General features: G+C 60.1%; 15 protein-coding genes. 6 read left to right on the forward strand and 9 right to left on the reverse strand.

Features of this window, described 5'->3' with window-relative positions; translation table 11 throughout:
* Positions 1-94 precede the first annotated feature (94 nt).
* The 4 genes from AOA62_RS09160 to AOA62_RS09175 form a co-directional block, all read right to left on the reverse strand.
* Positions 95-391, reverse strand: a complete 297-nt coding sequence (locus AOA62_RS09160) for a cupin domain-containing protein (protein WP_099548502.1) — start codon at positions 389-391, stop codon at positions 95-97.
* A 65-nt stretch (positions 392-456) separates the two neighbouring features.
* Positions 457-2076 carry an FMN-binding glutamate synthase family protein gene (locus AOA62_RS09165; protein WP_099548503.1) on the reverse strand — a complete coding sequence of 540 codons (1620 nt, stop codon included), beginning with the start codon at positions 2074-2076 and terminating at the stop codon, positions 457-459.
* An 83-nt stretch (positions 2077-2159) separates the two neighbouring features.
* Entirely contained in the window at positions 2160-4421 is a 2262-nt protein-coding gene (locus AOA62_RS09170; protein WP_099548504.1) for a glycoside hydrolase family 3 N-terminal domain-containing protein, read from the reverse strand.
* Between the two features lie 101 nt (positions 4422-4522).
* Positions 4523-5287 carry a LuxR C-terminal-related transcriptional regulator gene (locus AOA62_RS09175; protein WP_099548505.1) on the reverse strand — a complete coding sequence of 255 codons (765 nt, stop codon included), beginning with the start codon at positions 5285-5287 and terminating at the stop codon, positions 4523-4525.
* A gap of 93 nt (positions 5288-5380) precedes the next feature.
* Between AOA62_RS09175 and AOA62_RS09180 the strand changes: the two genes are divergently transcribed.
* The 3 genes from AOA62_RS09180 (at position 5381) to AOA62_RS09190 (ending at position 8090) form a co-directional block, all read left to right on the forward strand.
* Entirely contained in the window at positions 5381-6202 is an 822-nt protein-coding gene (locus AOA62_RS09180; protein WP_099548506.1) for a carbon-nitrogen hydrolase family protein, read from the forward strand.
* A 189-nt stretch (positions 6203-6391) separates the two neighbouring features.
* Complete coding sequence (locus tag AOA62_RS09185) at positions 6392-7717, forward strand: APC family permease (RefSeq protein WP_099548507.1); 1326 nt, start codon at positions 6392-6394, stop codon at positions 7715-7717.
* Positions 7718-7817: 100 nt separating this feature from the next.
* Complete coding sequence (locus AOA62_RS09190) at positions 7818-8090, forward strand: type B 50S ribosomal protein L31 (RefSeq protein WP_017135901.1); 273 nt, start codon at positions 7818-7820, stop codon at positions 8088-8090.
* A gap of 20 nt (positions 8091-8110) precedes the next feature.
* Here AOA62_RS09190 and AOA62_RS09195 read toward each other — a convergent pair whose 3' ends face one another.
* From AOA62_RS09195 to AOA62_RS09210, 4 genes are read right to left on the reverse strand one after another with little or no spacing between them, the layout of a single operon-like run.
* Positions 8111-9490 carry an ATP-binding protein gene (locus AOA62_RS09195; RefSeq protein WP_017135902.1) on the reverse strand — a complete coding sequence of 460 codons (1380 nt, stop codon included), beginning with the start codon at positions 9488-9490 and terminating at the stop codon, positions 8111-8113.
* The gene (locus AOA62_RS09200; protein WP_032865483.1) at positions 9487-11313 is read right to left on the reverse strand and encodes a DAHL domain-containing protein; all 1827 of its coding nucleotides are present in this window, start codon (positions 11311-11313) and stop codon (positions 9487-9489) included. The genes AOA62_RS09195 and AOA62_RS09200 overlap by 4 nt, the downstream gene beginning before the upstream one ends.
* A complete protein-coding gene (locus AOA62_RS09205) occupies positions 11310-12272 on the reverse strand; it encodes a cytochrome-c peroxidase (protein ID WP_099548508.1) in 963 nt (320 codons plus the stop codon). The genes AOA62_RS09200 and AOA62_RS09205 overlap by 4 nt, the downstream gene beginning before the upstream one ends.
* 21 nt (positions 12273-12293) lie before the next feature.
* Positions 12294-14168: a bifunctional diguanylate cyclase/phosphodiesterase gene (locus tag AOA62_RS09210; RefSeq protein WP_017135905.1), complete on the reverse strand. Its 1875-nt coding sequence runs from the start codon at positions 14166-14168 to the stop codon at positions 12294-12296.
* Between the two features lie 227 nt (positions 14169-14395).
* Here AOA62_RS09210 and AOA62_RS09215 point away from each other — a divergent pair, with 227 nt between their 5' ends.
* From AOA62_RS09215 to AOA62_RS09225, 3 genes are read left to right on the forward strand one after another with little or no spacing between them, the layout of a single operon-like run.
* Positions 14396-15709: an HD domain-containing phosphohydrolase gene (locus AOA62_RS09215; RefSeq protein ID WP_017135906.1), complete on the forward strand. Its 1314-nt coding sequence runs from the start codon at positions 14396-14398 to the stop codon at positions 15707-15709.
* The gene (locus AOA62_RS09220) at positions 15706-16119 is read left to right on the forward strand and encodes an NUDIX domain-containing protein (RefSeq protein ID WP_017135907.1); all 414 of its coding nucleotides are present in this window, start codon (positions 15706-15708) and stop codon (positions 16117-16119) included. The genes AOA62_RS09215 and AOA62_RS09220 overlap by 4 nt, the downstream gene beginning before the upstream one ends.
* Complete coding sequence (locus AOA62_RS09225; protein WP_099548509.1) at positions 16113-16619, forward strand: GNAT family N-acetyltransferase; 507 nt, start codon at positions 16113-16115, stop codon at positions 16617-16619. Before AOA62_RS09220 ends, AOA62_RS09225 begins: the two co-directional genes overlap by 7 nt.
* 177 nt (positions 16620-16796) lie before the next feature.
* Here AOA62_RS09225 and metR read toward each other — a convergent pair whose 3' ends face one another.
* A complete protein-coding gene (metR, locus tag AOA62_RS09230; RefSeq protein WP_017137016.1) occupies positions 16797-17714 on the reverse strand; it encodes a transcriptional regulator MetR in 918 nt (305 codons plus the stop codon).
* Positions 17715-17734: the final 20 nt, after the last annotated feature.

Below are 17734 nucleotides of genomic sequence, written 5' to 3' on the forward strand. Positions count from 1 at the left end.
GCGAATGCGCGTGTTGTCACACGCCGCACGTCGGGCGCGCGCAGGTTGGCGGTATTTGTAAGCAATTGCAAAGGCTGGGTATTACTGAATGTCTCTATACATCGATGATGACCAACGTGCCCCGGCTGCCGGGGCTTACAGCATGGGGAGTGCCGGCTTCTACGAGGTACATCTGGCCGGCAGCAACGCGTATTTGCTCGGTGCCAATGCTCAGGCACAACTGGCCGCTGACTACCAATAACCCCTCGTTGTAATCATGGGTTTCCTCTTTATAAGCTTGGTCATCCATACGCAACACCTTGATCCGCGCTGGGCCGACCTGGCCCAGGCGTGCGGATTTCCAGCTGTCGGGCAGTTGCGCCGCAATGGCGCTGAAGTCGAGTAACGGCATGTGAAGCTCCTTGTTTCAACGATGCCGTCGGTGGTCCGGTTCAGCGGTCAAGAGTATTCGGATATTTATGCGGCAGCCACTTCCTGCGGCTCAAAACTGTCCGCCCGTGCCATTTGCCACATGCGCGAATAGAACTCGCCGTTCACCTCGCCGGTGAGCAACTCGCCAGGCTTGAGGAACACATGCAGCTGCGAGAACAGTTTGATTTCGGTCGCCGACATGCGCCGCACCAAATGCTTGGCCGACAGTTGCGACGGATGATCCAGGCCGGCCGCAGCGAGCATTTCCGCCAAGGCGTGCAGCGTGTTGCGGTGGAAGTTGAACACGCGCTGGGCTTTGTCGGGCACCACCAGCGCACGCTGGCGCAGCGGGTCTTGGGTGGCGACGCCCGTCGGGCATTTGTTGGTGTGGCAGCTTTGCGACTGGATGCAGCCGATGGCGAACATAAAGCCGCGCGCCGAGTTGGCCCAGTCGGCGCCGATGGCCAGCACGCTGGCGATATCGAAGGCGCTGACGATTTTGCCGCTGGCGCCCAGCTTGATCTTGTCGCGCAGGTTCAGGCCCACCAGGGTGTTGTGCACAAACAGCAGGCCTTCACGCAGCGGCACGCCGATATGGTCGGTGAACTCCACCGGCGCGGCGCCGGTGCCGCCTTCCTTGCCGTCGACCACGATAAAGTCCGGGAGGATGCCGGTCTCGAGCATGGCCTTGGCGATGCCCATGAACTCCCACGGGTGGCCGAGGCAGAACTTGAAACCCACCGGTTTGCCGCCGGACAGTTCACGCAATTGAGCGATGAACTGCATCATCTCGATCGGTGTGGAAAACGCGCTGTGGCGCGATGGCGAGATGCAGTCTTCGCCCATCATGATGCCGCGCGTCTCAGCAATTTCCTGGGTGACTTTGTGCTTGGGCAGGATACCGCCGTGGCCGGGCTTGGCACCCTGGCTCATCTTGATTTCAATCATGCGCACTTGCGGGTTCTGCGCCTGCACGGCAAAACGTTCCGAGTCGAAACGGCCGTCGCTGGTGCGGCAGCCAAAGTAACCGCTGCCCAGTTCCCAAGTCAGGTCGCCGCCGTTTTCGCGGTGGTAGGGGCTGATGCTGCCTTCGCCGGTGTCATGGGCAAAGTTGCCGAGCTTGGCGCCTTGGTTCAACGCGCGAATCGCATTGGCGCTCAGCGAGCCGAAGCTCATCGCCGAGATGTTGAAGACCGAGGCCGAGTAAGGTTGCGTGCACTGCGGGCCGCCGACCATCACGCGAAAGGCGCTGGGGTCGCTGAGCGGCGCCGGACGCATGGAGTGGCCGATAAACTCGAAGCCCGACTGGTACACGTCGATCAGGGTACCGAACGGCTTGTCGGCGGTTTCGTTTTTGGCGCGCGAGTAAACCAGCGAGCGCTGAGCCCGGGAGAAGGGCAGGGCGTCGCTGTCGGATTCGAGCAGGTACTGGCGGATCTCCGGGCGAATGGCTTCCACCAGGTAACGGATATTACCCAGGATCGGGTAGTTGCGGCGCACCGCGTGGGGGCTTTGCAGCAGGTCGAAAACGCCGATCAGGCTGAGGATGCCGGTGACCACGGTGATAGGCCACAGCCATTCATGTTCGATAAACGGAAGGCTGGCGAGGGTGAAAATGACGCACACGGCAAAGAAGGCGTAACGGCTTAGCAACGACAGGCTCATACGGTTTTTCCTCAGGTTCAACTCTACAGGTCGATCGGCCATTCTGCGCCTGTACGGAAACCATAGACAACCTGTGGGAATAATCAGTTTGGCTGCACCTGTGGGACAGACTGGCCCGGAATAGACAACTGGCGGCTATCGGTGACCTCGAATTGCGCCTGTTGGGTGGCGGTCGAGTCGGCCCCGACGAAGACGGTAAAGGTGCCCGCTTCGACCACTGGCGAGAGGTTCATATCCAGCAAGGCGAAGTCCTCTTGATCGAGGGTGAAAGTCACGCTCTGCGCCTCGCCGGGGGCCAGGTGCACTTTGCGAAACCCGCGCAGCTGTCGGACCGGGCGGGTCACACTGGCGACGTCATCGCGCAGGTACAACTGGACGATTTCATCGCCGGCACGCTTGCCGGTGTTGGTGACGGTGACCTCGACGGTCAGGGTTTGGGTGGACGCAAGCCGGGTGCTACTCAGTTTGGGCGTTGAGTAGCTGAACGTCGTGTAGCTCAAGCCGAAGCCAAATGGATAGGCTGGCGTGTCATTGATGTCCATGTAGTTGGAGCGATAGCCGGACGGCGAACCGTCGATATTGCTGTTGGGGCGGCCAGTATTTTTGTGTGCGTAGTAAAGGGGGACCTGCCCGATGCTGCGTGGGAAGGTGATCGGCAATTTGCCGCTGGGGTTGACATCGCCAAACAACACATCCGCCACTGCATGCCCCATTTCGCTGCCGAGAAACCAGGTTTCAAGCAATGCAGGCGCCTGTTGAAGGGGCTGCGCGAACACCAATGGGCGGCCGTTCATCAGGATGACTACCACGGGTCTTCCGGTGTCCAGAAGCGCGCGCAATAGCGCCTCCTGGCCGCCGGGCAAGCCAAGTTCGGCGCGGCTCTGACCTTCGCCGCTGTACTCGGCATTTTCGCCCAGTACGGCGACCACTACGTCGACGTCGCGGGCGGCTTTTTCGGCGGCTGCGATACCTTGGGTGTCGGCGCTGCTGGGGGAGGCGCCGGGCAGGTAGGTTACGTCGGTGTCGGTGGAGACGGCGTTCTGTATGCCTTGCAGGACTGTTACCGCGCCGATGGGGGTGCCTGGCCAGGACGCCGGGCCGAGCGTGGCGGCGGCATCTTTGGCCAGGCTGCCGACCACCAGCAACCGGCGAAGTTTCTTTGACAGAGGCAGTAATTGACCGCTGTTTTTCAACAATACGATAGACTTTTGCCCCGCCTCACGGGCCAAAGCACGATGCTGCGGTATATTCGCGCTATTGGCTTCGCGGATCGGGTCACTGTAGCGGTAAGGGTCTTCAAACAGTCCCAGGCGCTGCTTGGCCTTGAGTACGCGGCGCACGGCTTCATCCACGTCTGCCATTGAAACCTGGCCGTTGCGTAGGAGCGTCGGCAGGTGTTGCCGGTAAGTCTGGCTGGCCATTTCAATATTGATGCCAGCGTTAAAGCTTAACCATGCCGCATCCGATGGGGTGCGGGCGATGCCGTGCTGAATCAGTTCCTCTACGGCGGAGTAATCGCTGACGATAATACCGGTGAAGCCCAACTTCTGACTCAACAGCCCTGTCAGTAGGGCCTTGTTGCTGTTCATGGGCGTGGCGGCGACCTCGTTGAAGGCGGGCATGATTGCGTCAACGCCCGCGGCTACGGCCGCCTGGAAAGGGGGCAGGTAGACCTCCATAAAGGTTCGTTCCGACAGATCGGCGACGTTGTAATCCCGCCCGCCCTCGCCAGCCCCATAGGCAACAAAGTGTTTAGCGGTAGCCATCATGTACGAGTTGTCAGGCCGGCCTGAGCCGTGAAAACCGCGCACCCGCGCAGCCGCCAGGATCGAGCCGAGAAACGGGTCTTCACCAGCACCCTCCACCACGCGTCCCCAACGTGGGTCACGCGCTATGTCGACTACGGGAGCGTAGGTCCAGTGCACACCGCTGGCGGTGGCTTCAACAGCTAACGCGCGGGCACTTCGTTGCGTCAGTTGAGCGTCCCAGGCCGCAGCCTCCGCCAGGGGCACCGGGAACACGGTGCGAAAGCCATGAATGACATCGAGGGTAAACAACAGCGGTATATGTAAGCGCGAACCTTGTACCGCCTGTTTTTGCAGCTGGCGAGTCAGGTCGGCACCGTAGGCTCCGATGACAGAACCGACGGTTATCGTTGGCCGTTCTTCCAAGCCGTTTTGATCAACGACAGTGCCGGTCGGTGTTTCCTTGATGCCGAGCAGGCTGAGTTGGGCGACTTTTTCCTCCGGCGTCATTTGCGCCAGTAGGCGTTCGACAACATCATCCTGGGCGGTTGCTGCCAAGGCCAAAAAGCTCAGTAATAGCATCAAGAAGCGAGTAGACATGGGTATCAACGCTGGCCGAAATATGCACATAAGTGTTCAGCGCGCAGGCAAACCCAGCTACTGTCAGAAATAACAGTTCATCAACGGTTTCAGACAAACGGTCAGGCGTTTTGCGCCTGAAGAAAGATCGAGAACAGCTCCGACTGGGATTTGATCCCTAGCTTGCTGTACATGTGTTTCTTATGGACTTTTACGGTTTCAACAGAGATTTCCAGCTTGCGGGCGATCTCTTTGCTGGAGCAACCGCTGAGCATCAAACGGCCTACATCCAGCTCACGGGCGGTGAGTTGTGCGCCCCAGCCATCATTTTGAATCGGCGGTTGCGGCGCGCTCACCTGGTTCAGTTCATGGGGCAGGCGCTGGCGCAGCAGGCTCAACACCCACGGCTGGATCAGTGACAGCAGGGCAATTTGCTGTGGGTCAAAACGCTGTTTCGAACCCAGCGACAGGCACAGGGTGCGCCCGTCCGGCAGGTGGCAATTGAACTGGATTTCATCGGCCACCACGTTCAGGCGAAAGTAGCGCTGGTAGTACTCGGTCAGCTCGAAATGCTCCGGCGCCACGTCCGCCAGGCGCAACAGGCCGGTGCGCGCGTGTTCGCGGCTGGCGATGTAGAACGGGTCGAGCAGGTACAGGCCGTTGAGGTAGTCCTGGAACAGAGGGTCCGGCGTGCCATCGGCGCCCGGGGATTCGGCGAACACCAGCGGGCGGTGCTGACTGCTGAACAGCAAGGCCACCCAACTGTCGGACGGCACGTATTGGTCCAACAGCCGCACAAGCTGGGTCCAGAAATTGGGCTGGTCCAGGGCGTCTATCATTTGCCCCACCGAACGGTGCCAGGCGATGTCTTGCAGCGTCATGCTCATCAATCTACCCCTATCGGGTTACCTCGGCCGCGTAATTCCCTGGCCGGTGTTGGCTGCGCATACTGCGACACGGATAAAGAACAAGGAATACCCATGAAGGTCGAATTTGCCCAATTGGCAGGCCGCGATAACGGTACAGCTTACAACCTTGAGCGCGCCTTGGCGGCCATTGCTGCGTGCGCCGCCGACACGCAACTGATCGTCTTCCCGGAAACCCACCTGATGGGCTTCCCGTCGGCCGAGACCGTCGCCACTATCGCCGAGCCGGTAGACGGCCCCACCGTACAAGCGGTTATCCAGGCGGCCCGTGCGCGCAATATCGCCGTGGTCATCGGCATGGCCGAACACGACGGTGGCCAGTTCTATAACACCACCTTGCTGATCACCCCCGAGGGCATCGCCCTGCGTTATCGCAAGACGCATCTGTGGGCTTCGGATCGCGGCGTGTTCACCGCTGGCGATCGTTACGCCACATGCCTGTGGAACGGCGTGCGCGTCGGCCTGCTGATTTGCTACGACATCGAGTTCCCGGAAACCGCCCGCGCCCTGGCGCAACTGGGTGCCGAGCTGCTGATCGTCACCAACGGCAACATGGACCCTTACGGCCCCACGCACCGCACCGCGATCATGGCCCGCGCCCAGGAAAACCAGGCGTTTGCGCTGATGGTCAACCGGGTCGAAGAGGGCGACGACGACCTGTTGTTCGCCGGTGGCAGCGCCCTGGTGGACCCGATCGGCACCTTGCTGTTTGAAGCGGGGCGTGAGGAAGGGCAATTCACCGTCGAGCTGGATCTCGACCAATTGGTGGCGGCTCGCAAGGACTACCGCTACCTGGATGACCAGCGCTTGAAATTGCCCGGCGAGGTGATTGAGCGCAGCGATGGGACGCGCGAATTGCTGATCCCCCACGTTTAAGACTGGCCCCTAGTGGCGAGGGAGCTTGCTCCCGCTGGGCTGCGCAGCGGCCCCAAAATTTTAGGGCCGCTACGCGCCCCAGCGGGAGCAAGCTCCCTCGCCACAACAGCAGCATCATTCATAAAAATAGTTTGCGCTTCACTGACTTCAGTTCTGCCATAAATCTAATAAATCAGCGGAGAATCGCTCATGGCTCGTTTGCAACGCACCCTGTCGTTAGGGTCGGTGGTGCTGTTTGGCATCGCCTATATGACGCCGATCATTGTGCTCGGCACCTTCGGCATCCTCGCGCAATCCACCGGCGGTATGGTCCCGGCCGCTTACCTGGCGGCCCTGGTGGCGATGTTCTTTACCGCCATGAGCTACGGGCGCATGGCCTCGGCATTCCCGGTGGCCGGTTCCGCCTACAGCTATGTGCGCAAGGCCATCAGCCCCAAGCTGGGCTTTATCGCCGGTTGGGCGGTGTTGCTCGACTACCTGTTCCTGCCCATGGCCATCTGGTTGATCGGCGCTGCGTACCTGCATTCGGCGTTCCCGGCGGTGCCGCAGTGGGTGTGGGTGCTGGCCTTTATCGGTATCACCACGGCAATCAATATCATCGGGTTGAAGCTCGCCAACGGCATCAACGCGCTGCTGATGCTGGTGCAATTTCTGGTGCTGATCGCGTTTGTCGCGCTGTGCATCCACTACATCGGCGGTGACGCGAGCAAGCCGCTATGGACCATCGCCCCGTTCTTCAACGGCCAGATGCACATGCCGCTGATCATGAGCGGCGCGGCCATCGCCTGCTATTCGTTCCTGGGCTTTGATGCGGTCAGTACCCTCACCGAAGAAACCCGCGACCCGCGCCGTACCATCCCACGGGCAATCATGCTGATCACCTTGATCGGCGGTCTGATCTTCGTCGGCGTGTCGTACTTCGTGCAGATCGCCCACCCGTCGTTCGAATTCGCCGATGTGGATTCGGCGGCCTACGAGATTGCCCGCAACGTGGGCGGCGACCTGTTTGTGTCGATCTTCCTGATCGGCCTGATCGTCGGCCAGTTCGCCTCGGGGCTGTCGGCCCAGGCCAGCGGTTCGCGGCTGTTGTTTGCCATGGGCCGTGACGGTGTGTTGCCCAAGTCGTTCTTCGGCACCTTGCATGCGCGCTTCGGCACGCCGGTCAACAGCATCCTGTTGTGTGCGGTGGTGGCCTTGCTGGCGTTGAAGCTCGACGTGACCACCTCAACTTCGTTCATCAACTTCGGTGCGTTCCTGGCGTTCAGCCTGGTGAACCTGTCGGTGATCTTTCACTACTGGATCGGCGCCAAACAGCGCGGTGTGCGTGAGGTGATCCTGTTCCTGGTATTCCCGACCATCGGCTTGCTCGCGGACGTGTGGCTGATGGTCAGCCTCGATCACCTGGCGATTTACCTGGGCGCGGTGTGGTTGGTGATTGGCCTGGTGTACCTGGGCTTTCTCACACGCGGTTTCTCGAAACAACCCCCGGAAATGGACTTCCAGGAAGCGGCATAGAAGCAGTCGGCCTATTCTTATTGCAATCGGTTCTCGTTTGGGCGCATGATTTATGTTACTGTATAACACTTGAATTGCACCCAGACGCCCCGGAGGCCTTATGAAAGCTGGTATCCATCCCGACTACCGCACTGTGCTGTTCCACGACACCGCCGCCGACGTGTTCTTCCTGATCGGCTCCACCGCCGACAGCGACCGCACCCATACACACAGTGACGGCAACACTTACCCGTATATCCCGCTCGATGTGTCCAGCGCCTCGCACCCGATCTATACCGGCCAGCAGCGCAAGACCCAGGTCGAAGGCCGGATCGCCGGGTTCAACAAGCGTTTCGCTTCGTTTGGGTCCAGCCCAAAAAAGGCGGATGCATAACCCCGACTCGGCGGCGTGCCCTACGCCGCCGTTTGCCGAATCGGCAGCACCACCCGAAAGGTTGTGCCCTTGCCCAACTCACTGCTGACCGAGATTGAGCCCCGGTGTTTCTTGACGATGCCGTAGGAGAGTGACAACCCCAGGCCAGTGCCTTCGCCGACGGGTTTGGTGGTGAAGAAGGGGTCGAAAATCTTCTGCACGGTTTCCGGCGCAATGCCACAGCCGTCGTCCGCCACTTCCAGCCAGATGTTCTCACCTTCCACGCCGTTGCTGATGGTAATGGTGCCGCGTTCCGGGCCCATGGCTTGTGCGGCATTGATTACCAGATTCATCACCACTTGATTGAGCTGCGACGCCAGGCACTCTATGTCCGGCAGCGGCATGTAGTGCTTGACCACATCAGCCCTGTACTTCAGTTCGCTGGCGACGATGTTCAGCGTCGAATCAATGCCTTGTTGCAGGTTGGTGAATTGCCAGGTCTGGTCGTTGTCCACCCGCGAAAAATTTTTCAGGTCTTTGACGATTTGCACCACGCGGCCAATGCCATCCTTGGATTCGCGGATCAGGATCGGGATGTCCTCCTTGAGAAAGTCCAGCTCCAACGTCGTGCGCAAAGCCTTTAGCTGGTCGCGCTGTGGTTGCGATGCGATTATTTCTTCAGTGTGTCGATAAGCTTCAAGCATCTGTTGCAGCTGGTTGAAGTAGCCATCGAGGGTGCTGAGGTTGGACGAAATGAAGCCTACCGGGTTGTTGATCTCATGGGCGACACCGGCGGCAAGCTGACCCAGCGACGCGAGCTTTTCCGACTGCACCAGCTGGCTTTCCAAGTGCTTGCGCTCGTCGATTTCCAGTTGCAGCGCCTGGGTACGTTGTTCCACCAGCTGTTCCAGGTGGGAGGTTTGCAAGGCGGCGCGACGGGCCATGTCCCACTTGTTGGCCAAGGTGTTGGCCATTTGCTGGACCTCAATGTTGTCGAAGGGTTTTTTCAGGATCAGCAAGCGGTCATGGGCGTGCAGGCGAAAGAGCAGGTCCTCCCAGGAGTAATCCGAGTACGCGGTGCACACCACCACTTGCAGGTCGGGGTCGACCTTCCACAATGCCTCGATGGTCTTCGCGCCGTCCCAGCCCTGGGGCATGCGCATGTCCACAAAAGCCAGCGCATAGGGCCGTTGTTCTGCCATGGCCGTGGTCAGCAAGCCCAGGCCTTCTTCGCCGCCGTACGCCGAATGCAGGTCGAATACCTGAGCCTGAGGCGTGGCGGCGGCGCCGAACAGCGCTGATTCCAGGTCGTCCAGTGCAGGGTTGGCGGCCACGCTCGGCATCAGAATCTTGCGAAAGTCTTCATGAATTGACGGTGTGTCATCAATCAACAGAATGCGCCGGTTGGGAGTCTGGTTCATGGGGCAGTTCCGGCAAGGGTAAGAGGAATCGTCAAGGTAAACACTGCGCCAAGGCCTGGCCCATCGCTGTGGGCGCTGAGTTGGCCGTGCATTTCCACGGCGGCCAGGGCGCAGCTGTGCAGGCCGAAGCCGTGGCCTTCTTTGCGCGTGGTGAAGCCGTGGGTGAATATCCGGGTCATGTTCTCGGCGGGTATGCCCTCGCCATCGTCCCTTACACTGATTTTCAGCGTCTCTTCAGCCGCCGGTTGCACGGTCAGGGTCATTTGCCGTGGCCGGTCACTGAGGTTGGACATGGCGTACTTGGCGTTGCTGATCAGGTTGACCATGATCAGCAACAGCCGGTGTTTGTCGCCCAGAATCTCCGGTACTTGCGCGTACTCCTTGACCACCGTGACGTGATGACGGCTCAAAGCGCCGGCGTTCATGCGCAGGGCGTCTTCCATCAACGCGCTGATGTTGACGGGTTCGAGCAGTGTGGAGGCGCCGGCATAGGATTGCTGGGTCGAGACGATGTCCTTGATGTGGTCAACGCTTTTGCTCAGTTGCGTCAGTTCCTCGCTCATGTCTTGCTGTTCGACTGCAATCGCTTCGACCAATTGGTTCAGGTAGCCCGGCAGCAACTTGCCCTTTTCATCCTCGCTGAGGAAGGTGCCCAGGTCGCCCTGATGCGCGTTGATCAATTGCATGGCTTTGCCCAGGCCCTGGGCCTTGCTGTTGCGCAATTTGCGCCCCACCAGGTCGGCGGAAATGTTCACACTGTTGAGCACGTTGCCGACGTTGTGCAGCACGTTCGTGGCGATTTCCGCCATGCCCGCCTGGCGGGCGCTGTCCATCAGCTCGCTCTGGGCGTCCTTGAGCTGTTGCGTGCGCCGCTCCACCCTTTGTTCCAGGGTTTCGTTGGCGGCCTGCAAGGCACGATTGATCCGGTTGATCTCGGCGAAACTGCGCAACAGGCGTACCGCCAGGTACAGCAGCAACACCACCAGCAAGGTTGAGAAAATCAACAGATAGCGGTGGTATTGATGATCAATGAGGTCGGCCGCCTGCTGGTCCTGGTTGAGGTGGGTGGTCAAGTCATCCAGGCGCTCGGCCACGGGCACTGCGGCAATTCGTTCGAGGAGGCTGTTGACCACCGGTTGCTCGCGCAGGATCAGCGAAATGTGGTTGCTGAGGATCTCGACCGGGGCCTGGAACTCAATGGGCAGGCGTTCCTTGTTAATTTCCAGTTTGCCCAGGCCCACCAGAATGTCGGCGGCGCGGTCGTCGCTGGTGACCTGGGCGAACTCCAGGCTGCTGAGCAGCAGGTCGTAGGTGTCGGTGGCCACGCTTTGCAGTTGCAGCCGCCCTCCATCGTCAACACGATTGAACTGGGCCTGGATATCGTCTTCAGCGGTCGGCAGAAACGCCAGCGAGTTGCGCAGCACCGCATTGTGGGATTTGAACCTGTCTACCAGCCGCGCCTTTTCCTGGATGGCGGTTTCATACGCTAGCTGGATGGTGCGCCAACGGGGCAGGTCGACGCTGTTGTGGTAGGTGCTGCGGCTGCTAAGTTCGGCCCATATACGCGTCATTTCGGTGAGTGGTGTCACCAGCGGATCGTAGTTGTGGGTAATCGCGATCCGGGCCTTGAGCACTTCGCTGTCCCATTGTGCGTTGAGTTGCTGGAGCTGGCGGATCAGATCCCGTGACTGGGTGTAGCTGGCCGTTTGGTCGCGGGAGGACATGAGGTACAAAAAAACCAGGGTCGAGGCCAGCAGCAGGGTCATCAACCCCAGCAACAGCTGACTGATACGGCGGCGGGACAGGCTCGGCAGTCGGCTCATAACGGCTTGCCCGCCCATTGGCCAGTCAGGGTCTTGAGAAACAGGATGATCAGGTCCTTGTCTTCCTGGGTCGGAGTGCGCCCCAGCTGATACTTGAACATCACGTCCACAGCCTCTTCCAGGCTCTTGGCCGAAGCGTCGTGAAAGTAGGGCGCGGTGACCGCCACATTACGCAGGCTGGGCACCTTGAACACATAGCGGTCCTCTTCATCCTTGGTCAACAGGTAACGCCCCAGGTCCGACTCGACCGGGTTGCCGCGGTCCTTGAAGTAGTCAGCCATCACGCCGAATTTTTGAAACATGTTGCCGCCGATGTTCACACCCTGGTGGCAGGCGATACAGCCGTAATCTTTGAAACGCTGGTAGCCGTACTTTTCCTTGAGGGTCAGGATCTCCGTATTGCCCTTCAAGTATTGGTCAAACCGTGAGTCGGGCGTGAGCAGCGTGCGCTCATAGGTGGCCAGGGCGTTTTGCACATTGGCGGCGGTGACCCCATCGGGATAGGTTTGCTGGAATGCGCTCTGGTAGGCGGGCACGGCGGCGAGGTTCTGCACCACGGTTTTCCAGTCGCTGCCCATTTCTGCCGTGCTGGTGACCACGTGTTCGACTTGCGCCTCCAGCGTGTCGACACGACCATTCCAGAACTGTTTGAAATTCAGGCTGGCGTTGAACACCGATGGGGTGTTGACCTCTACCGGTTTGCCGTCAAAACCGATCGAAAACGGCTTGTCGTCGGCGCCGCCGGACTCCAGGCGATGGCAACTGGCGCAGGACAGGGTGTTGTTGGCTGACAGGCGCGGCTCATTGAACAGTTGCCGGCCCAGTTCGACTTTGGCCGGGTCCAGCGTCGGCACGCCCGGCAAGGGTTTGAGTGCCTCGTCCAGCGGTGCGGCTGCCAGTGGCAGACTCGCGCCTAACCATAAGGTGAAAATGAGCCCTTGGGTTGATACTTCGCTCAAGCGAGCACTCCTTGCAATCGGCTATTGATCGGGCATCAGGGCAGGGTGACCGGCTTGCATCAACTGCGCAAAATCCTTTGGGGGCACGGCTTTGCTGAATAGAAAACCCTGGCCTTCTTCGCACCGCTGAGCTTGCAGGAAGTTCAGTTGTTCGATCGTCTCCACGCCTTCGGCAATGATGCTCATGTTCAGACTTTTGCCCATGCCGATGATAGCGCTGATCAGTTGCGCGTCCTGGCTATTTACGCTCATGCCGCGTACGAAAGATTGGTCGATTTTCAGCACGTCGATGGAAAAGCGCCGCAGGTAGCTGAGGCTGGAATAACCGGTGCCGAAGTCATCCAGGGCCAGACGCACGCCCATGGCCTTGATGGTGTTCAAGGTGGCGACGGTGTCATCGACATTCTGCATCAACACGCTTTCGGTGATTTCCAACTCCAATTGGGCAGGCGGCAGGCCGGTCTGTGTGAGTATCTCGGCCAGGTTGTCGGTAAAGTCCCGCTGGCGAAAGTCGATGGCCGAGACGTTCACCGAGATGCACAACGGGCTCAAGCCCATGGCGCGCCAGGCTTGCCCTTGCTCGCAGGCCCGGCGCAGTACCCACTGGGTCAAGGGCACTATCAGCCCACTGTCTTCGGCCACCGGAATGAACTCAGACGGACTGACCCATCCGGCGCGCGGCGCAAACCAACGTATCAAGGCTTCGGCACCGACGATTTTGCCGGTTTTCAATTCCAGTTTCGGTTGGTAGTGCAGCACGAACTCGTCACGCTCCAGGGCCTGGCGGATCGCGCTTTCCAGGCCTTGCTGGTGTTGCGCGCGCAGGTTCATGGTCTCGGTATAAAAGCTGAAATCACCCGGGCCACGCTCCTTGCTGGTGTGCATGGCGGTTTCGGCATGTTTGATCAGTTCCACCGCCGTGCTGCTGTCATTGGGGTAAATACTGATGCCCAGGCTGGCGGTGACGCTCAGGTCGTGCCCGGCGACGTGGCGGGTTGTGCGCACGGCCGTGAGCAACTTTTGCGCAATATGCTGGGTTTGTTGCGGGTGCTGGATATCGTTGAGCAGAATCACAAACTCGTCGGCCCCGTAGCGAAACACTGAATCCGAGTCTCGCACCGTCGCCACCAGGCTCTGGCTGACCTGCTGGAGCACCTCGTCGCCCGCCGGATACCCCAAGGCATTGTTGATGCGCTTGAAGCGGTCGAGCCCGATAAATATCACCGCCAGTTGTGTGTCATGCCGTCGGCCCAAGGCGATGGCCTGGGTCAGGCGGTCACCCAGCAACGTGCTGTTGGGCAACTGCGTGAGCGCGTCGTATTGCAACAGGTGCGACACTTTGAGCAGTTCCTGCACGCGTTCTTCAATGGTGCGCTCCAGGCCCAGTACCTTGAGGGCGACGTCTTGGGCGAGCTGCCATTTCCAGGTCAGGGCGCTGGCCATCTGGCGGATTTCCAGGTGGTCAAAGGGTTTTTTCAGGATCAGTAGCTGGTCGTTGTACTTCAATCGCGCTTCGATGGCCTCAAAGGAGTAATCGGAGTAGGCGGTGCACAGGGCAACCTGCAGGTTGGGGTCGACGTTCCACAACTGTTCGATGGTGTGCAGGCCATCCCAGCCGGGCGGCATGCGCATGTCGATAAACACCATGGCGTAGGGCGCACCGTCCGCCAGGGCTTTGTTCACCAGGGCAAGGGCCTCCTGGCCCTGATAGGCCGAATCCAGCAAAAACGCCTGGCGCACCGGCGCCGCGGTGCCGAACAGGGCTTCTTCCAGGCTGTCCAGTGAGGGGGCATCGTTGGGATTGGCGCACAGAATCTTGCGGAAATCTTCGTGGATAGAGGCGGTGTCATCCACGATCAGAATGCGTCGGTTGGCCCGCCCTGAATCCGGCTTCATGGCGCACTCTGCATTGGCAACAGGGTTGATGGCATAACACTTCCTTCCTTGGTTTGACATCCGGGAGGAGTACGTACCGGTTGAGACAGCATAGTTGAGTTCCCTTGAAATCGACGGCAAGTTGGCGTCAAATCAGCTGCGTGGCTGCGTGCATCAAGCGCAGAAACGCGGCGGGATACCAGGGTTCAATTTAGCTCTATTACGTTTATTTTTAAGGCGCAGTAACCATGGATGAACAGCTTGCGACCCCACCCACGATTCTGCTGGTTGATGATGAAGAATCGATCCTCAACAGCCTGCGCCGCCTGTTGCGCGGCCAACCCTTCAATGTCGTACTCGCCGGCAGCGGCGCCCAGGCCCTGGAGATCATGGCGGCCCAGCCCATCGACCTGGTGATGAGCGACGCGCGCATGCCCGGCATGGACGGCGCGCAGTTGCTGGCTGAAGTCCACCGGCTGTACCCGGCCACCAGCCGCATCCTGTTGACCGGCTATGCTGACCTTGCGACGATCATCAAGGCGATCAACGAAGGGCAGATTCACCGTTACATCAGCAAACCCTGGAATGACGAAGAACTGCCGCTGGTGTTGCGCCAGGCCCTGGAGCATCAGCGCCTGGAGCGCCTGGCCCATGAGCAGAATGATCAGCTCAAGGTGTTGAACGCCAACCTGGAAAAGCGCGTGGCAGCCCGTACCAGCGAGCTGCAACAGACCGCCGACATGCTCGATCTGGCCTACGACGAGCTCAAGCGCAGCTACGTGACCGGTACCGAAGTGTTTTCGCTGTTGGCCAACCTGCGCTTGCCCAAGGACAAACAGACCAACCGCGCCTTGATCGAACTGATCCGGGTCTACTGCGCGGCCCAGTCCATCGACGAAGCCAGCACCCGCGACCTGACCATGGCCGCTGCGCTGTACAACATTGGCAAGCTGAGCTGGAGCGACAGCATGATGGTTGCGCCGTCGGACAAGCTGCACAGCACCGACCGTGGCCTGTATCGCGAGTACCCGACCCAGAGCGAATCGCTGCTGATGACCCTGGAACCGATGAAGGATGCGGCGCGGATCATTCGCCACCACCAGGAGCGTTGGGACGGTACAGGGTTTCCCGATCACCTCAAGGGCGATGCGATCCCGCCCGGCTCGCGCCTGCTTAAACTGGCAGTGGACTTCATCGAACTGCAAAAAGGCTTGATCCTTGAACGGCATCTGAACAGCGACGAAGCGTTGCTGTATATCCGCAAGTACGCCGGTCGTCTTTACGATCCGGAGCTGGTGGAAGACTTCGTGCAGGCCTGCGCGGCCTTCCTCAGCGATGTGACCTTGGGCGACCCCAGCGTCAAGGTCCTCTCCACCCGAGAGCTGGAAGCCGGCATGGTGCTGGCCCGCAACCTCAATGCCGATAACGGCATGCTGTTGCTTAACGCCGGCAAGGTGTTGAATCTGCCGCTGGTGGACAAGCTGATTGCGTTCGAGGCGATGGAAGGCGCGAAATACAGCGTATTTATCAAACAACCTGAAGAGACACCGATTCTTTCATGAGCATTTCCACTATTCGAATTGCCGCCGCCCTGCTGATCGGCAGCGACGGTCAAACCCTGCTGGTACGCAAACGTGGCACCCAGGCGTTCATGCAGCCCGGCGGCAAGATCGACGCCGGTGAGCAACCCGCCGAGGCGCTGGCCCGTGAGCTGTACGAAGAACTGAACCTGTGTATCAAACCGAGTGATGCCGTGTACTTGGGCCACTTCTCGGCGCCTGCCGCCAACGAACCGGGTTTTACGGTGCACGCCGAGTTGTTCCAGGTGCACATTGATGTGCCGGTGACGCCCGCTGCCGAGATTGAAGAAGTGCGCTGGATCGACCCGGCCGGTGACGGCGGCTTGCACCTGGCGCCTTTAACGCGGGATTTGATCCTGCCGTTTTACCGAAAGTCGCTCACCGCATGCTGATTCGCCCACTGGGTGCCCACGACGCCGAGGCATATCGAGCGCTGATGCTTGAGGCCTACGGCGCCTATCCCCAAGCGTTTACCTCCAGCGTCGCCGAGCGCGCGCGGATGCCAATGAGTTGGTGGGAAAAGCGCCTGGACAATCCGTTGGACCGGGTACTCGGCGCGTTCGCGGCTGACACCTTGGCCGGGATTGTCGGCCTGGCCTTTGAACCCCGGGAAAAGGCGCGGCACAAAGTCACGCTGTTCGGCATGTTCGTGACCGAGGCTTATCAGCGCAAGGGCCTGGGCCGTGAGTTGCTGGAGGCGGCGCTCGATGCCGCGCGACGCCAGCCCGGCGTCAAACTGATCCAACTGACCGTCACCGCCGGCAACGACGCAGCCTTCGCGCTGTACCAGCGCTGCGGTTTTATTCAATACGGCCTGGAGCCGTTGGCGGTGCGGGTGGGGATCGAGTATTTCGACAAGGTCCACATGTGGCGTGAACTCAAAGGCGACTGAAATTCCATAGGGGAACCATAGTTCTGTGTGGGAGCTGGCTTGTCGAATCGTCGCACCGCTGCGATAGCATCAACTCTGTGTACCTGACACACCGAGGTGTCTGCATCGCAGCGGTGCGACGATTCGACAAGCCAGCTCCCACATTAGAGTCCTCATTGTGTTCACCTTTGTGCGTGATTAACGCACGGCGCTGACCCCATCCAAAGTTGAAAACGAGGTGTCCTTGGCGGTCAGCAAGAAGTCGCGCATATACGGCGCATCCAGCATGTCCGCACGGATCCCCGCATACAACGTCGCGAACAAGCCTTTTTCGCCCAAACGCTTGGCCTTCACATACCCACGCGCGCTGTATTCATGCAGCGCCCAATGGGGCATGCCGCACACGCCACGGCCGCTGGCGACCAATTGCATCATCATCACCGTCAGCTCCGAGGTGCGCACCTGGGCCGGCTCCACGTCGGCCGGTTCCAGGAAACGCGTGAAAATATCCAGGCGGTCGCGCTCAACCGGGTAGGTGATCAGGGTTTCGCTGAGCAAGTCTTGCGGCACGATGTACGACTTGTTCGCCAGCGCATGCTGGTTGGCCACGGCCAACATGGCTTCGTAGGTAAACAAGGGCACATAGGTGATGCCCGGCAGTTCCAGCGGGTCGGAGGTCACCACCAGGTCCAGGTCGCCACGGGCCAGGGCTGGCAGCGGCGCGAAGGCAAAGCCTGAGGCCAGGTCCAGTTCGACTTCCGGCCAGGCATCGCGGAACTGGTCGATGGTCGGCATCAGCCACTGGAAGCAGCTGTGGCATTCGATCGCCATGTGCAAGCGCCCGGCGGTGCCACCGGCCAAACGCGCAATGTCACGCTCGGCGCCGCGCAACAAGGGCAGGGTGGCATCGGCCAGTTGCAGCAGGCGCAAGCCGGCGCTGGTGAAGCGCAGCGGTTTGGTTTTGCGCACGAACAGCGGCATGCCCAGGCGCTCTTCCAGTTCTTTGAACTGGTGGGACAGCGCCGATTGCGTCAGGTGCAGGCGTTCGGCGGCTTCGACCAGGCTGTCGGCTTCGCGCAATGCGTGCAGGGTCTTGAGGTGGCGGATTTCGAGCACGGGCGCTCCATGAAGATAAT

This window comes from Pseudomonas sp. 2995-3 (assembly GCF_002742565.1).
GTDB lineage: Bacteria > Pseudomonadota > Gammaproteobacteria > Pseudomonadales > Pseudomonadaceae > Aquipseudomonas > Aquipseudomonas edaphica.

Coding starts and splice junctions, on each gene's coding strand:
- AOA62_RS09160 (WP_099548502.1), bottom strand. CDS start 391: ATGCCGTTACTCGACTTCAGCGCCATTGCGGCGCAACTGCCCGACAGC.
- AOA62_RS09165 (WP_099548503.1), bottom strand. CDS start 2,076: ATGAGCCTGTCGTTGCTAAGCCGTTACGCCTTCTTTGCCGTGTGCGTC.
- AOA62_RS09170 (WP_099548504.1), bottom strand. CDS start 4,421: ATGTCTACTCGCTTCTTGATGCTATTACTGAGCTTTTTGGCCTTGGCA.
- AOA62_RS09175 (WP_099548505.1), bottom strand. CDS start 5,287: ATGAGCATGACGCTGCAAGACATCGCCTGGCACCGTTCGGTGGGGCAA.
- AOA62_RS09180 (WP_099548506.1), top strand. CDS start 5,381: ATGAAGGTCGAATTTGCCCAATTGGCAGGCCGCGATAACGGTACAGCT.
- AOA62_RS09185 (WP_099548507.1), top strand. CDS start 6,392: ATGGCTCGTTTGCAACGCACCCTGTCGTTAGGGTCGGTGGTGCTGTTT.
- AOA62_RS09190 (WP_017135901.1), top strand. CDS start 7,818: ATGAAAGCTGGTATCCATCCCGACTACCGCACTGTGCTGTTCCACGAC.
- AOA62_RS09195 (WP_017135902.1), bottom strand. CDS start 9,490: ATGAACCAGACTCCCAACCGGCGCATTCTGTTGATTGATGACACACCG.
- AOA62_RS09200 (WP_032865483.1), bottom strand. CDS start 11,313: ATGAGCCGACTGCCGAGCCTGTCCCGCCGCCGTATCAGTCAGCTGTTG.
- AOA62_RS09210 (WP_017135905.1), bottom strand. CDS start 14,168: ATGAAGCCGGATTCAGGGCGGGCCAACCGACGCATTCTGATCGTGGAT.
- AOA62_RS09215 (WP_017135906.1), top strand. CDS start 14,396: ATGGATGAACAGCTTGCGACCCCACCCACGATTCTGCTGGTTGATGAT.
- AOA62_RS09220 (WP_017135907.1), top strand. CDS start 15,706: ATGAGCATTTCCACTATTCGAATTGCCGCCGCCCTGCTGATCGGCAGC.
- AOA62_RS09225 (WP_099548509.1), top strand. CDS start 16,113: ATGCTGATTCGCCCACTGGGTGCCCACGACGCCGAGGCATATCGAGCG.